Origin of the sequence: Pseudoalteromonas piscicida (genome assembly GCF_002744175.1) — a bacterium.
GTDB classification, from domain to species: domain Bacteria; phylum Pseudomonadota; class Gammaproteobacteria; order Enterobacterales; family Alteromonadaceae; genus Pseudoalteromonas; species Pseudoalteromonas piscicida_B.
Genome location: NZ_NKHF01000076.1, coordinates 60820 through 77658, shown reverse-complemented (window position 1 = coordinate 77658; position 16839 = coordinate 60820). Strand labels below are relative to the sequence as shown.

Below are 16839 nucleotides of genomic sequence, written 5' to 3'. Positions count from 1 at the left end.
ATGTTAAAAAAGTTACTTATCCAAAATGGCTGGTTAATGACTATTGCTACGCTGGTAAGTTCAGCCAGCGCAATGTTTGCTTTACTTATGGTCGTCGCAATTAGTGACCAAGTGAGTGATAGTACATTTGATTCAGGAACCTGGTTCCTTAAATTGATCCTTGGCTTAATCGCGCTTTTTAGTCTTGGATTTCTTTCGCAGTTTCTTCTTAGTATTCTCAGCACTCGGTTCGTTGCGCGACTACGTAAGAAGATATCTGCAAATATTCTGGAAACTGACTATGCATTAATAGAGCGCAAAGGAGGGCACAAACTGTACGCCGCATTGACAAGTGATATCTCCAATGTGTCTGCTGCGTTATCAACATTTCCCGTATTTGTTTTCAATGCTACGGCGATAATTTTGTGTTTGTTGTTCCTAGCTACTCAGTCAATCGACCTATTTGTGCTATTGATTGGGGTGTTATTGGCCTCGGTTGGGACGATTCAGCTATTGATGGATGCAGGTGCCAAACGAATTCAAATTCTCAGAGACGCTGAAGATGAGCTGTTTGGGTACTTTAAGGAATTGATAGATGGCGCTAAAGAATTATCAGTGAACCGAAACCGTAAAAACTACTTTATTCAGCAGCAGCTGGATAAAGGAGTAACAGAGATGAAAAGCAGGGAAAGAACCGCTCAGATTTTTTGGAATCTAAGTGTCAATTGGGGAACAATGGTGTTATTTCTGGCGATGGGGATCATCGCTTTGAGTGCAACAGAGTATTTTCAACTGCCACTGCCAGTCGTAACTAGCTTTGTTTTCATTTTGATGTATCTAGCAGGTCCGATTGGGGGGGTGATAAACGATCAACAAGTCTTAATTCGAGGTTTTGTTGGTGCATCTAAACTGGATAAACTACGTCTGAACGAACGGCCCATTGTTGGCGAAACAGAGCAACAAGATCAGCTAAGTAATATAGATTTAGACAGTGTTGCCAAGTTTAGCTCACTAACAGTAAAGGGGCTTGAGTATAGCTACGGCAGTGATAACGATTCAGAAAAAAGTAATGACTACATCTTCTCTGTTGGGCCAATTGATTTCGAAATTAAGCGCGGAGAAATCGTGTTTTTTGTTGGCGGTAATGGAAGTGGCAAGTCGACATTTGCAAAGCTGTTAACCGGGCTGTATCAACATGATGCAGGAGAGGTAGAATTGAACGGTATTCCCCAAGATACAAGCGACGATTTATACCGTGCGCACTTTTGTATGATCCATGCCGAATGCTATGTATTTGGTACCGTGCTAGATGGTGTGGGTAAAGTCTCTAATGACAAGCATTGTGAAGAATTATTAGAACGAATGGGGTTGTCTCACAAAGTTAGTATAAAAGATGGAGTGCTATCGTCGACCAATTTATCTAGTGGTCAGCGCAAGCGTTTAGCACTTTTACAAGCTTACTTACAGGATGCGCCAATTTATGTGTTCGATGAGTGGGCTGCAGAGCAAGACCCGGTGTTTAGAGAGTTATTCTATACCACGCTGTTGCCCGAACTTAAGCAGAAGAACAAAACAGTGATAGCCGTCAGTCATGATGGCGCTTACTTCTCAACAGCAGATCGTGTGATTACATTCGATCAGGGGCAGGTGGAGAGTATCGTTGACAACAACCATTTACAAGAAGTTGTGAGTTTTAGCTAGTCGAAAACAGTACAAGAAACTGAATTAAAAGCTGCTCTTTGATGTAGGTTTTAACAACGACAAATGTATTGAATCGTCAAACTTTTTAACCTCAATAAGGAGGCTTGTCGCACGGCAGGCTTCCCACAAATAAAAAGGATAAAAGCTAATTCGAACATTAATGTTTAGCTCATTTTAAAAAGAAATTGGAGAATCTTTTGACAACATTTCATTATAAAAAATATAGATGTTTTCCACCCGTAAATCTGAAAAACAGAACTTGGCCAGATCAATTGATAAAGAAGGCACCTATTTGGAATAGCGTTGATTTGCGAGATGGCAATCAGGCGCTTGTGGAACCTATGACAGTTGAACAAAAGTTACGAATGTTCAAACTGCTAGTTAAACTCGGGTTTAAGGAGATAGAAATTGGTTTTCCTGCGGCATCAAGCGCAGATTTTGATTTTTGCCGCTATATCATTGACAATGATCTTGTTCCTGATGACGTGGTCATTCAAGCGATAACACAAGCTAGGGAAGATTTGATAACCAAGACCTATGAAGCGCTCTCCGGTGTGAAAAAAGGCATTGTATTGATATACAACGTTACTTCTAAAGTACAGCGTGAACAGGTTTATGGGCACAGTATGGAGCAGGTGATCTCAATGGCCTCTGATGCCGCACAGTTAGTGCAAGATATGAGTGCTGACTATCCTGAAACTGAGTGGACTTTCCACTATGGATTAGAGAGCTTTACCGGTACTGAGTTAGACTTTGCTGTGAAAGTCTGTGATGCGGTTACAGATGTTTGGAAGCCTACACCAGACAAAAAAATCATCATGAGTTTGCCTGCAACTGTCGAAATGTCCACTCCCAATATTTATGCTGATCAGGTTGAATACTTCTTGCGACATGTAAAAAACCGCGAAAGTATGATTGTCAGTGTTCATACCCATAACGATCGAGGTTGTGGGGTTGCCTCCGCTGAGTTGGCGTTAATGGCAGGTGCTGATAGAGTGGAAGGAACACTGCTGGGTAATGGTGAAAGAACAGGAAATATGGACATTGTTACTATGGCAATGAACCTGTATAGCCAAGGTATCGATCCTGAGTTAGATTTATCTCATATGGATGAAATTATCGCTTGTGTTGAGCATTGCACAAACATAGCGACACATCCTCGTCATCCATATATCGGTGAGCTTGTTTATTCAGCATTCTCAGGAGGACATCAACACGCGATTCGAAAGTGTCTCAGTCGTTACCAAGAGGGAGATGTTTGGGACGTTGCTTATTTACCTATCAATCCTAAGGATATTGGCCGTTCATATCAGCAGTTAATTCGGATTAATAGCCAGTCTGGCAAAGGCGGAATTGCATTTGTACTTGAGTCAAGCTTTGGAGTAAAGCTACCAAGGTGGATGCAGCTTGAATTCCGCCAGGTAGTGCAAGATCTTGCTGAAGAGGATGGTGGGGAACTTGCCCCACAAGATATTTGGGGTGCTTTTGAACAAAGTTACTTCCTACCTTCGTCGGATGACTCAAGAGTTAAAAAAGTGGAAGAAAGGGCTGTTGCATATTTGGTTCAGAGGCTTTCGGAGCTTGAGCGTCATAGAGATAATATTACCGACAGCTTAAAAGCGCATGGTCCCGAACTGTTACGTGAATGCTTTGGCTTAGATGTTGATCTGGTGAAATTGGACGTTGGCAGTAAAGAGCAATCTTTCATTAGTTTCGTACAAATCAATGTTGACGCGACCAGATATATTGGATGTGCTATCGATAATAGCCAAGAGGAAGCTTTGATTAAGGGAATTGTCAGTGGTGTATTCAAAATTCCTGGTGTGCTTGAGCAGAAATTAGAGGCATATGGAGAGCAACCTATCAAAGTCGCATAGGTGACAGAGCTGTATGTCAGCCAAAGCTTAGGCAATCTAGTGCGAGCAAAGGGGTGATTTGTCCTTAACAACCTGATATCGCAAGATTTCGCAAATGAAACGAGCGCAGCTAGGATATAGCTGTCGCAAATTAAGAATTTAATTAAAGAAAAATCATGAGCAAACAAACTATAAAGTTAGATGGTGGAGTATTGTATCTCACTTCAGATACGAGCCTTATTGATAAGCAAATTAATGAAGGCCTCACCCTAAAAGGTAATAAATTACCATTAATGGATAACATATCTACCGATGAAACGACCCCCAGTTGGACTTGTTTTTGGTATGATGACACTCTCAGTAAATACTGCATGATTGGGTTACGAGATGGCGTAGTTAAAGAAGGTGATGTCAAGAAACTCAATGCGAATATTTTAGTTGCTGGCCGTTCCAAAGGGTGTGGCTCATCCAGAGAACATGCACCTTATTCAGAACTGCTTGCCGGTTTTAAAGTCGTTATAGCTGAAAGCTTTGAGAAGATATATGCACAGAATAGTCGAAACATTGGGCTTTTGATATCGACAGACTTCTCCCTCTTGGAGCGACTCGAACGTGGCGAAGAGATACCTATCGACGCTTTTTGCGAAGGCTTAGATAAGATCTCATCAGATATCGTAAAGCAAGGTGGGCTCTTTAAGTATAATCTAGCAAGAATGTCGGGTGACATTTCAGTCCCTCGTATTACGACTGAACCTCGCCCACTTAATATTGCTGAAAAAATCATTGCCAGAAATACGGTGGTGGCAAACAACCAATATGGTGTCGTGAGTGTTAAGCCTGGAGATGCTCTCTTTTGCAAAGCAGATGTACGATTCACTCACGATTACTCCACGGCCATGTGTGGTGAGATGTTTTATCGTAATTTTGGTGAAAATCAGCAAGTGACGGATAAAGATTCACAGTTTGCTTTTCGAGATCATCTTACCTTTGTCGGCTCTGTGCTGAAAAAAGACCCCAGAAAGGCCCACCTGATTGAAGTGACGGATACTTTGGCAGAAAACCAGAGGGACTTCTGTAGGGAGCAACAAATCACTCTATATGATGAAGTGGGCGAGGGGAGTCAAGCAATCTGTCACAACGGAATTCTTGAAGATATCGGACTACCCGGAGATGTTATTATTGGCACAGATAGCCATACTTGTACCGCAGGTGCACTAGGGGCGCTAGCTTTTGGTGTGGGCTCTACAGACATGGCAAATGCTATGTTTACCAAAGATATTCAAATCAATACGCCAGGTGTTATTAAAATAGAATTAGTTGGCGAACTACCTAAATGGGTCGCAGCTAAAGATATTGTTCTACACATAATGACGAACCCAATTTTCAAAAATGGTGAGTCAATTGGTAAAGTCCTCGAGTATACTGGCGCCGGTATTCGACAGCTTGGTTTAGATGAACGTGCGACACTAACCAACATGGCGGTTGAAGCGGGTGCAATGACTGCGATAGTACAAGCAGATGAATCGGTGGTTCAGTACTTAGTTAAAAAGCGTGGATTGGATCGAGAGTATGTGGAGAGCCGCATAATTCAATCAGACCCTGGAGCAACTTATGCTTACGAATTGAAAATTGACTTATCTACTTTATCACCAGTCGTAGCAACACCAGGAGATCCCAGAAATGGTATCTCACTGTCGGAACATATGAATACTCAAGAGCCTGTCAAAATTGATATTGCATATGGTGGTAGTTGTACCGGAAGCAAGTGTGAAGATATGGATATGTACGCCGAGGTGTTTAAACTCAGTCTGGAAGCTGGCAAGAAAGTACACCCTGACGTGAATTGCTACATTCAGTTTGGTAGTCAGTTTGTTAAGCAATATGCGCGTGAAAAGGGGTACATTGAAATTTTTGAGAATGTAGGGGTGAAGACGATAGACCCTTCTTGTGGGGCTTGTATAAATGCGGGGCCAGGGTCTTCTGAGCACGCAGGACAGGTCAGTATTAGCGCAATAAATCGAAACTTTCCTGGTCGTTCAGGTCCTGGGGAGGTTTATCTGGCTTCTCCGTACCTAGTTGCGGCTTCTGCCATTGCGGGAACGATTAGTGGTGTTGAGGATATCTTAAAGAATTAGTTTTTTAAGGGTAATAGGGATGCTGAGCAGTCAGCATCCCTATTTTTGTTATAACTGTTTCGTTACTTTGTCGATGATGATATCGGTGATGTCATGAGTCGTTAAGTCGCCACCTAAATCTACTGTAGTTAAGCCATCTCGGATACACTCTTCTACTGCTGCTGAAATGAGCTGAGCATGAGGATAGCCCAGATCGGCTAGCATCATACTTAAGGTGATGAATGCAGCCATTGGATTAGCTTGATTCTTTCCTGCGATATCCGGTGCCGAACCATGCACGGGCTCATATAAACCAATTGTTTCGGTGTTTATATTGGCACTTGATAGCAGCCCCAGTCCTCCAACAATACCCGCTCCTATATCACTGAGAATATCACCAAACATATTACTTGTAACAATAACATCGAATAGGTGAACATCAGTTACCATACGCATTGCCGCAACATCAATGTGCATGTAGTCGCTTTCAATATCAGGGTATTGCTCAGCAACTTCTTCAAAGACTCGGTTCCATAGACTGCCGCCATAGATTAACACGTTAACTTTATCGACTAAGGTAACTTTCTTTCTGTTATGTTTTATAGCAAACTCAAATGCATATCTGATGATACGCTCTACACCCTTGTAACTATGAATTCTTTGGTCTGTGGCTATTTCGTCAACTGTGCCTTCCTTAAAGGAGCCTCCAATACCTCGATATAAATCTTCGGTGTTTTCCCGTATGATCACACAATCAATCGTTTGACCACTGGATAATTTGATAGGGGTTAAATCTGGATTGAGAAGCTTGATAGGGCGAACGTTAGCAAATAGGTCTAAGTCAAATCGCAGTTTAAGCAAAATTTGTCTAGCATGATTACTATCAGGAATTCTCGGATCGCCAAGTGCTCCAAAGTAAATAGCATCAAAGTTTTCTTTTAAGTTTTCCAACTCAGAGTCCGTTAATCCTACCCCTTCTTCAAGCCATCGGTTAGCATCATAGTTAAACTTTTGATAGCTGATATCCAACTTTAGACTATCTAATAATCGTAGACCTTGCTCAACGACTTCTATGCCTATTCCATCACCTGGAATAACGGCTATTCTATGCTTCATGTTTTGTCCTTATGTACTTTACTTAAATGTTTTTGATCTCTATGATAGTGCTTCCAAATACATATAAGTTAATATTCTGTTAGAACACAGATGTGTCTCAATGCAAATATTCAGATTGAATTGTGAGCTTTTAGCTATTACTAAAAATGTAGGTGTTTCTAGTAAAACTATTATCGCGTTTTTTTGAAACAAATCTAGATTAAGCTAACGATTCTTACAAAAATGATTAGATAACTTTGGGTAATATCCACATGCCTCGTTTGTTAGTTCATTTTTGAATTGCCTAAAACAAGGACCTTGGACCTTTGTTTAACAGAGCGTAGCGAAAATCTCGGGGGGCTTGCCCTCGTGCTGGATTGTGTAGGCTGGGACAATTTCTGTCTACGCTATCCTTGTACATGGAACTTCAAAGAAATACGCATCATGCTCTTTAGCTGATGCCTCATTTTGTGTGAATACCTAAGTATTGACGCAGGCTATCTATGAAGCCTTGTCATTCAGCAATGAAGACGATAACTCAAAGAGTTGGACAAAAAAGAAGAAAACAGGAGTCAATTTGGGCTCTTCTATAACTCGGTCGCTTGCGGCTGATTCTTTTATTGATAATGCAGTAAAGGTAACTGCATTTGAGAATATGACAATTTATTAAGGAAAGCTGTTATGCAGTTAACTGTAAAGCTTGACGAGAAAGATCGTCGAGCGCTTGTTAATGCTAGATTACCTGAGCAGGTAGGCTTTGGTGATCTCATCTTACCAATAATGACAATCACACGGTATCGAAATGGTGAGTGGCAAACTACTGAGTTACGACCTTATGAAGACATCAAAATCTCACCCTCTTGTAAAGGTATGCACTACGGACAGACAATTTTTGAAGGATTGAAAGCCTATAGCAATCTACATTCATCAAGTGCAAACGTCTTTTGTTTGCGTCAACACTGGCAAAGGTTAAATTCGTCGGCTTCTGAACTCGGTATGCCCACTATACCAGAAGAAGTCTTCTCTAAAGCTGTCACAGCATTGGTTAGTCGGGCAAAAAACTTTATACCGACTGTACTGGGAGATGCCTTATATATAAGGCCATTTATGTTTTCGAGTGCGTCAGGGTTAGGACTTGCCAACAATAATGAATTTGAGTTTTATATCATAGCTAGCCCTTCACAAGCCTATTTTAACGAACCTCTTAAAGTGTTGATTGAGAGGCAGCGATATCGAGCTTTTAAAGGTGGTACTGGAATGATAAAAATGGCTGGCAATTATGGCCAGATATTCACTTCAATGCAACGAGCTAAAGAGAAAGGCTGCGGGTTATCCTTGTGGTTAGATGCTGACACTGGGAAATATGTAGAAGAGTTTTCAGCAATGAACTTTTTTGCTGTAAGAAAAGGTGTGTTATTTACTCCTCCATTATTAGGTACGATACTACCTGGCGTGACGAGAAGTGCAGTTATAAGCCTGGCGCAAGACTTAGGAATTGAATGCGTTGAGGAAGCGATTGCCATAGATGAACTGCTTGGCGAAATTAAATCAGGCGAGTGTGAAGAAGTTTTCGCGTCTGGGACTGGTGCGACAATTACGCCAATTTCTGAAATTAAAGATGAAGATGGCAGTAGCTATGTAATTTCTAAATTTGATGTGAGCTTGAAAATTAAAGAGTACCTCCAGCAAATACATCATGGCCTAAAGAAGTCACCAATTGAGGGTTCGTGCACTGAAGTTAACTTCATTGATATGGAAAATAAATTCTAAAAAGACCTACAGGAGAATAATTATGAGATTTAAGTGGGCCTTACTGGCCTCATTATGTATTTGCATTACCAGTGCGCATGCAGCCAAAGATGTGAATACTCTGAAGTCCTCCAGAATAGTTGGTGAAAAGTATCTTGGGCAGTGTGAAACATCACTCAGTGATATTCGCGTTCAGTTGAGTGACTTAAAGAGGCAGGCCAACCAATCACAGAAAATGGAGTTGCTTGGTAAGCTGAACAATTTATTGATCGATATTGACCTATTATGGAATCACGCCATCTTATTTAGTTACAACCATCCTAATGAAGCGATTCGTAAGGTAGCTGACAAATGTAACGGAGAGCTAAATAACATACAGTCAGAAATAGATTTGTCAGTTGACATCTATAATTTGTTACTGGCGCTTTCTAAGCTGGAGTTAACTCCGGATGAAAGTCGTTTTGTAAACAAGAAACTAGCTGACTATCGACTCAATGGTATCAGTCTTCCTCCGCAAAAAAGGGAAGAGCTTAAAAAGATCAATGAGCAAATCAACAAACTGGGTAGAGCTTATCTAAAGAATGTTCGTGAAGGGGTTCAAACTGTATATATTGATTCTGTAGAAGGGTTGTCTGGATTGCCAGATGATTATATCCAGTCTCACAAGCCAAATGAAAACGGTAGGATCGAAATAACGACTAACTACCCTGACTACCAACCTTTCATGCTATATGGCAACAGTGATAAATATCGTAAAGCATTGATGGAAGCCTTTTTAAATAGAGGTTATCCAAACAATCAAGAGGTGATTAAACAACTCGTACAGGCAAGACACCAAAAGGCTCAGATACTAGGTTTTGATACATTTGCTGATTATGTAACTAAAGATAAAATGATCAAAACTGCAGAAAATGCACAATTGTTTATCGACCGAATTAATGAATTGGCAAAGCCCAAAGCTGATAAAGAGATTGCTCGACTCCTAAAGAGATTACAACAAATTGATCCAGAAGCGAAACAAGTCGAACGTTGGCAATACAGGTATTTAGCCGAGAAGATCAAGCAAGAAGAGTATCAGATTGACTCAAAAGAGGTGCGTCAGTACTTTGGCTATGAAAAAGTGAAACTAGGTATATTTTCGTTAATGGAAAATATGTTCAACATTCAAATTAAAGCTGTGACTCAGCCTGTCTGGCACGAGGATGTTGAGTCATTTCAAGTTATTCAGGACAACAAACTGATAGCCCAGTTCCATTTAGATAGTCACCCCAGACCACACAAATATAATCATGCCGCAAGCTTTCCTATCACTACCGGTATCAAAGGTCGTTACTTACCAGAGGCTGCTTTGGTCACCAATTTCCCCAAAACATATCTCGAACATGATCAGGTCGTTTTATTTTTACACGAGTTTGGACATTTAATTCACCACCTATTTAGCGGTAATCATGAAATGGTTGCTTTGGCAGGTGTAAACACAGAAGTAGACTTCATTGAAGCACCTTCACAGATGTTGGAAGAGTGGGTTTGGGATTACGATTCATTGAAAAAGTTTGCCATTAATGAAGAAGGCAAAGTGATACCCAGAGAATTAGTGAAAAAGCTGAACGAATCCAGAAACTTTTTGACCGGTATTCTAACCAGACGTCAATTGGTATATTCAGCAATGTCTTTGGGTATTCATGACAAGCAGCCAAAAGAAGTCGACTGGGAAAACATGCAGCGTAATTACTTTAATGGTTATTCCGCATTTCCTAATGTTGAAAATGGCAATATGCAAGCAAGTTTTGAGCACTTAGTGGGATATTCTGCTGTTTATTACACTTATACATGGTCGAAAGTGATTGCGGCTGATATGTTTACTCGTTTTATGAAAGAAGGCATGATTAATAAGAAAACGGCACAGGAATACCGTTCCCGCGTACTCGCTCCTGGAGGAAGGAAACCAGCAGATCAGCTAGTTAAAGACTTTTTGGGCAGAGATTATAGTTTTGAATCATTTAAAGCTCATTTAGGCGAATAGAGGTGTATGGCTGGAAGAGTTATTTATGCAAATAATTCTTCCAGCCATGACTGAAGTTTTTTAAGTGCAGGGTCGTTTCGGCGGCTCTTGCGCCATGAAAAATAATATGCTGTTTGTGGTGGAATAAAGCCGTCATCGTCAAGACATATTAGCGTGCCAGACTCAAGCTCGTTTTTGACTAAAGCCTTTTCTAGCATCGCAATGCCTTGACCATAGAGTGCAGCCTGCAGTAGCAGTAGAGTGTGACTGAACAGAATATGCTTTTGGTTGCCAGGGAAAGAGATATGTTTATCTTGTTGCCATAATGACCAGATATTAACGCCCTCAATATCAATAAGCGGAATATCGTTGTCAGCATCCAAGTTGGGAAAACTAGCAACTTGTTTAGCAAGAGATGGACTGCACATAGGGTGGTAACTTTCATTACAGATAAACTGGCTTTCATAAGAAACGTGATGAATTTGGTTAGCTACGACAGCGTCAAGTTCGAGCGTTTCGGGTTTATCTTCGCAGTTAAGCATACGTACCCTAAGGTCGATTTCTGGGTTTGACAGCTGCCACTTTTCCAGAGCTGGCATCAGTCGTTTCATGGCAAATGCGCTGGTTATTCCTAGCTGAATATGTCCGGACTCACATGAGGTTATTTCACAGGTGGAACTATGAATTTGCTCAAAAGACTGACGAATTTGAAGTGCATAGTTTTGTGCTTTTTGCGTCATGACCAGATGTTTTCCGCTCTTTTCAAAAAGTTTACAGCCAAGCCAGTCTTCAAGTCTTTTTATCTGGTGGCTGACAGCGCTTGGTGTAATGCATAACTCTTCAGCAGCTTTGGAGAAGTTTAAGTGCTTAGCTGCAACAGAAAAAATATAAAGGGGTTTGAGGGGGGGCATAACAGGTGTTGCCATAGTTAACTGTGAATTTTATTCATTGATGGGCAAAGAATATCAATTGTGTGGTCAAAATGTAACTGATAATTTTATCTCTGTTTTTAGTAATGCGCTAAAAAGCGCAATTATACAGAGGAAAAGCATATGAAGAGCATCGTGAAAAGGACATTTAAATATCAATTTATTGCAACATTGGCTTGCACAATTGCGACAAGTGCTTATGCCGAAACAAATTATTTTTGTGGCGTAGATAACCCGAAACAGGCAGCGCAAATTGAAACTCTGATATCAGCTTTATATGACACTGTTTCAGGGCGTCCTGAAGAAATCAAAGACTGGCATCTTCTAAAGCAGCTATTTTCTCCAGAAGCGATGATCACACCTGTTTTTCATAAAGGAGATGACGTTATTACACAACCAGGAAGTGTTGATCAGTTTATTGCTTTAAATAAGCGCTTATTTAAAGATGTAGGCTTTTTTGAACGAGAGGTATCACAGAAAATATTCAAATTTGGTCATATGGCCAATGTATTGAGTGTTTATGAATCAAGGCGCTCTCCGGAATTGGCTCCCTATGCAAGAGGGGTTAATTCTTTTCAGCTGCTGAATGACGGTCGGCGTTGGTGTGTTTTATCTGTTACCTGGGATAGTGAATCGGAAAAGCATCCACTCACAGAGCAGATTTTGCATTTATCAGATTGATAAAAAATTAAATTCGAAACAGGGAGCTAAATAGAGAGATAGCTTGTGGGAAAGCCAATTTGGGCATTTCCGGGCAATTGTGCACTCACTCTGAGTTGACGAACTTATCGAGTTGTAAAGGTAATCTAGATTTAAGGTAAAAAGAGAGCATGGATATTAAATCAACAATTGACAAAGGTGCAAAGAACAAACCCAATAAGACTAAGTACATTGCAATTATTTGTGCCGTTTCATTATTGGCTTTGTGGGGAGGGGTTGGCTTTTCATCAACTCAGAAAGAAATATCACCTGAAAACTTGTGGGTAGCACCTGTAGAACAAGGTGAACTCGTTATTGAGGTGCATGGTTTTGGCAAGCTCCGCTCTAAGCATCAGCAGTTTCTAACCAGTCCAACCAATGCAACGGTAGAGGAAGTTTTTCACCGTCCTGGCTCTAAAGTCACTAAAGATGACGTGTTGTTAAGATTGGCTAATCCTGAAATGGAGAAGCTGGTTGCAAAAGAAAAACTTGAATTAGATAGATTTAAAGCTGAGTTGCAAGAGAAACAAATAACCCAGCAAAGAGAATATCTTAACTTAGAGTTGGATCTATTCAAGGTGAAAACTGAGCTAGAAAAGCTTGAGGCTCGTGAGCTTGCTGAGAGAGACCTTGTTAAGACTGGGGTGATCTCAGAAATTGATTATCATCAAACTAAGCTGAGCATCCGTCAATTAAAAAAACAAATCGAAGTGAATACGCAGTTTTTAGCTAAATTAAAGCGTATGTTTGAAGAGTCGCAAACTGCTCAAAGTGCTTTGTTGGAGCAAATGGAAGCGAATTTCGCTGCTCAACAACGAATTGCGGATAGGCTAAATGTTCGTGCGGGAGTTGATGGGGTGTTACAGGAGCTGTCAGTAAAGCTGGGTCAAAGTACCCAAAGCGGTGGTCAACTGGCGATGGTAGGAAGTACCGATTCCCTTATTGCTGAATTAAGAATACCACAGCGCAGCGCTTCTGAAGTGAAAATAGGTGCTGAAGCGGTAATTGATACTTTTGGTGGAGAAGCGAGAGGTTATGTAAGCCGTATAGAGCCAATTGTCGTTGATGGTCGGATACTTGTTGAAATAGATCTTGTCTCTGAGCTGCCAGATAACGCCAAACCTGAATTGTCGATTGAAGGTAAAGTAAACGTGGCAACATTAGAAAATGCTATCTATTTGCCACAGCCGGCAAATATCAACGAGCACTCTACAGCACAACTCTTTAAATTAAATGAAGATGGTACTGGAGCGATAAAAAGTACCGTCGAGTTTGGCAGGGTTGCAGGAAGACTTATCGAAGTAAAAAATGGGGCTCAACGTGGTGACCGTTTCGTGGTTTCAGACGTCAGTGAGCTAACAGAACAATCTAATTTGAAGTTCAATAAATCTTGGGATGGGAGATAGAGAATGACCGACTCAAACAAAAAAACAGTTATTTCACTGCGGGATATTGTGAAAGTATATCACGCTGACGGTGTAGAAACACAGGCGCTTAAAGGGGTTAACCTGGACATTGACTATGGTGACTTCATGTCTATTTCCGGTCCATCTGGTTGTGGCAAGTCTACACTGCTATCCATTTTAGGCCTTTTGGATACGCCTACAAGTGGTAAGTACTTAATTGAGGGTGTGGACACCTCAACATTAGATGTAGACCAACAAGCTGATTTAAGAAATTTACATATAGGGTTTGTTTTTCAGTCATTTAATCTAATTGATGAAATGTCAGTTTTTGACAATGTTGCGTTGCCTCTGACCTATCGATTACCCAGCATGCCAGCTGATGAAATAAAGCAAAAAGTGATAAAGTGTTTGTCTCAGGTGGAAATGGACCACCGAATTAATCACAAACCCAATCAACTATCAGGCGGGCAACAGCAGCGTATCGCGATTGCTAGAGCCTTAGTCGGCGATCCAAGTGTTATTTTGGTCGATGAGCCTACAGGAAACTTGGATAGCAAAAATGGTGACGTTGTCATGAATATGCTTGCAGAGTTAAACCAAAATGGCACGACCTTATGCATGGTAACTCACGATCCCAGATATGCTGGGTTTGCGTCACAAAGGTGTGAACTATTAGATGGTTACCTTCAAAACATGGTGCGTTTGAAGGAGGCGATATGAAACCTTGGATAATGGAATATAAATATGCACTGTTGAGTTTAAAGCGAGCCCCTGAATTTTTAATAACCACTGTACTGACGCTTGCTTTGACCTTAGGGGCTGTATTAATCACTTCAAGTATAGGGAGTACTTTCCTTGTCAACGACTTACCTTATCCCCATGCAAACCAGCTAAAACTATTACAGCAGGATATCACCATTGAGGGATCGAGTGATGTTCGATTTCAGTCAGTACAGGGTCAGGTAAAATGGTACAAAGAGCAACACGTGTTTGAAAAACATGCTCTCATTCACACTGGGTATGAAATTGGTACTAGTTTGAAGGGGGAGCCTCGCTTAAATGTTTCATATGTAACACCTGATTACTTTTCAATGTTTAATGTGCCCATCATTGAAGGTAGAGGGTTTAATACTGCTGAGGACATTGATCAAAAAGCAAAGGCATTGTTGATAAGTGAGGACATCTGGAAGACTCACTTTGCGTCACGTGCTGATGTTATCGGGCAAAGTATTCAACTCAGTGAACAACAGTATCGAATAATTGGTGTTGTAGGTCATGACTATTTAGAGCCTTATTTATTTGGTGGAAAAGATAGTGACTTGTGGTTGCCGTTCGATGCAGGTGATCAAATGAGTGCGCAATGGGAGAAAACATTTGCTCAACTTAAATCCGTAGGTAGGCCAAAACCAGGAGTGACAGATAGGCAAATTACCACAGAGTTAGAGAATATCATTGAGTCAATTAGAGATCAGTGGTCAAGTGCTGAGATAGAGGAAATCAATCCTCATATCAGTTTATTTCGCGATGCTGAGGTAGACAACAATGATAAGCTCAGCCTGCTACTTGTTTTCGGTGCGGTGAGCTTACTTCTCATTGCAGTTGTGAATCTTTCAAACTTGTTTTTCTCGCGAGCATTAGCAAATCGCAAGAAACTTGTCATTAAAGCTATTCTTGGGGCTAGGCAGAAAAACTTGTTTTTAGCTTTATTTAGTGAAATTAGTATCATATGTTTTGGAGCCTGGCTCATAAGTTTGATACTCGCGCTATTAGGACTTGATGGATTTATTTCACTGGCTACCGGTTATATTCCTCTCGTTGAGGCCATTCGGCTAGAGCCTGTAGTCGTATTATCTACGTTCTTTCTTAGTCTATTATTGTCGTTGTTATTCTCATTTATTACGCTAAGGAGAATCAATTATCACAACCTTAAAGAGTATATTCAGGGCAGTGGTAAAGGTACCTCAATACAAGTTTCTTCTTCCTCGATTAAATTGCTTGTTGGTGCGCAAGTTTTTCTAGCGACAGGACTACTACTGATCTCGTCAATGGTATTCAACAAGGCACTAATGCACAAAACTCGAGACGTAGGAGCAGACATCAGTGACGTATACAATGTTCATATTGCAACAACCAACAAGAGCCTTAACTCTGAAGAAATCATGTCAATACAAGCACAAGTGATTGATGAAGTTCGCCGGATTAATGGGGTTACTATGGTTGCAAGTGGCCTTGGACCCATTGGCACTCGCTTTCGCGCCTACTCACTCGCTGACATGGATAACAATAGTTTTGGATACCTTCGTTCTAGTTGGATAGGTGAGGACTATCTTGAGCTGTTTGGTATTAACTTAATTAAAGGGCGTTATTTCAGTGAAGCGGCGTATCGCGGTGAAGCAAAAGAAATCCTTGTTACTCAAAGTGCTGCATCGCTTATCGATCCAGATGCTGATGTAATTGGTAAGTCTTATCAAGGGCTTAACAGTGACGTATATGAGATCATTGGAATCACCAATGATGTTTTTGATGCTAAGTTGAAATACTACAACTATGCAAAAGGGGTGAGGATCTGGTGGCCACAAGTTCCTGAAGACATTATCTTAAAGGTGAAAATGCGTGATGATGTGACGCTAAATCGATTAGAACTACTAGAGACCATTAAACGCGTCAATAGCAGCTTAATCTTGTGGGAGTACAACGATTTAGAGAAATTGCAAATGGAGTCGGTATATCAGCAAACCATCTTAGTTTACCTTAGTAGTGGGGTTGCGCTGGTTACACTACTCTTAGCCAGTATTGGTATTTTTGGAGTGCTAAACTACAACTCTAACCTGCGTCGCTTTGAATTCGGTATTCGAGTGTCGCTTGGGGCTAAACGCCGTCAGTTGTATGCTCTGGTGAGAAAAGAGTCAATGTTGCCAGTAACGTTAGGCATAGTTGTAAGCAGTATAGTGGTCTTTCTATTGTTACTGATATTTAAACACAGTTTGACAGAATGGCTCAGTATCAACCTTGGTTACTGTGCTATAGTAATTGCTTTTTCTGCGTTGATATCTATGACCGCATGCTTGCTGCCGATGCGAGGAATTCTAAGAAATGATCCAATAAAAGCACTGCGTGATATGTAAGCTAGTATCCCAAGACGTCAGCAGGCGGCTGCTTTTTGTGGTAGTCTGACTAGGGAACTCGCCGATATGCTGTAGTCATCCAGACTTGATCTGACAGTGGCCGATTTTTCATAAGGTGTCTGTCAGGTCAAATTCAACCTTTGGATAAGCTGCTCAGTAAAAGCTGATGACACTTATGATACCA

11 protein-coding genes are annotated in these 16839 nt (G+C 40.9%); 9 read left to right on the top strand and 2 right to left on the bottom strand.

Annotated elements, in window-relative coordinates:
* From CEX98_RS16420 to CEX98_RS16410, 3 genes are all read left to right on the top strand, one after another.
* Complete coding sequence (locus CEX98_RS16420; RefSeq protein ID WP_099643110.1) at nucleotides 1-1680, top strand: cyclic peptide export ABC transporter; 1680 nt, start codon at nucleotides 1-3, stop codon at nucleotides 1678-1680.
* A 185-nt stretch (nucleotides 1681-1865) separates the two neighbouring features.
* Entirely contained in the window at nucleotides 1866-3557 is a 1692-nt protein-coding gene (locus CEX98_RS16415) for a 2-isopropylmalate synthase (protein ID WP_347337910.1), read from the top strand.
* A gap of 155 nt (nucleotides 3558-3712) precedes the next feature.
* Entirely contained in the window at nucleotides 3713-5671 is a 1959-nt protein-coding gene (locus tag CEX98_RS16410) for an aconitase family protein (RefSeq protein WP_099643108.1), read from the top strand.
* Nucleotides 5672-5719: 48 nt separating this feature from the next.
* Here CEX98_RS16410 and CEX98_RS16405 read toward each other — a convergent pair whose 3' ends face one another.
* Nucleotides 5720-6766 (bottom strand): isocitrate/isopropylmalate dehydrogenase family protein, encoded by a 1047-nt coding sequence (locus tag CEX98_RS16405; protein WP_099643107.1) that lies wholly within the window; start codon nucleotides 6764-6766, stop codon nucleotides 5720-5722.
* A 660-nt stretch (nucleotides 6767-7426) separates the two neighbouring features.
* Here CEX98_RS16405 and CEX98_RS16400 point away from each other — a divergent pair.
* A complete protein-coding gene (locus CEX98_RS16400; protein WP_099643106.1) occupies nucleotides 7427-8515 on the top strand; it encodes a branched-chain amino acid aminotransferase in 1089 nt (362 codons plus the stop codon).
* 214 nt (nucleotides 8516-8729) lie between these two features.
* Complete coding sequence (locus CEX98_RS16395) at nucleotides 8730-10517, top strand: M3 family metallopeptidase (protein ID WP_431520165.1); 1788 nt, start codon at nucleotides 8730-8732, stop codon at nucleotides 10515-10517.
* A gap of 23 nt (nucleotides 10518-10540) precedes the next feature.
* Here the strand turns inward: CEX98_RS16395 and CEX98_RS16390 are convergent, their stop codons facing one another.
* On the bottom strand, nucleotides 10541-11422 hold the full coding sequence (locus tag CEX98_RS16390) for a LysR substrate-binding domain-containing protein (protein WP_099643104.1): 882 nt from the start codon (nucleotides 11420-11422) through the stop codon (nucleotides 10541-10543).
* A 126-nt stretch (nucleotides 11423-11548) separates the two neighbouring features.
* Here CEX98_RS16390 and CEX98_RS16385 point away from each other — a divergent pair, with 126 nt between their 5' ends.
* From CEX98_RS16385 to CEX98_RS16370, 4 genes are all read left to right on the top strand, one after another.
* Nucleotides 11549-12106: a hypothetical protein gene (locus tag CEX98_RS16385; RefSeq protein ID WP_099643103.1), complete on the top strand. Its 558-nt coding sequence runs from the start codon at nucleotides 11549-11551 to the stop codon at nucleotides 12104-12106.
* Nucleotides 12107-12255: 149 nt separating this feature from the next.
* Complete coding sequence (locus CEX98_RS16380) at nucleotides 12256-13530, top strand: efflux RND transporter periplasmic adaptor subunit (protein ID WP_099643102.1); 1275 nt, start codon at nucleotides 12256-12258, stop codon at nucleotides 13528-13530.
* A gap of 3 nt (nucleotides 13531-13533) precedes the next feature.
* A complete protein-coding gene (locus tag CEX98_RS16375) occupies nucleotides 13534-14250 on the top strand; it encodes an ABC transporter ATP-binding protein (protein WP_099643101.1) in 717 nt (238 codons plus the stop codon).
* Nucleotides 14247-16655 (top strand): ABC transporter permease, encoded by a 2409-nt coding sequence (locus CEX98_RS16370; protein WP_099643100.1) that lies wholly within the window; start codon nucleotides 14247-14249, stop codon nucleotides 16653-16655. Before CEX98_RS16375 ends, CEX98_RS16370 begins: the two co-directional genes overlap by 4 nt.
* Nucleotides 16656-16839 lie beyond the last annotated feature (184 nt).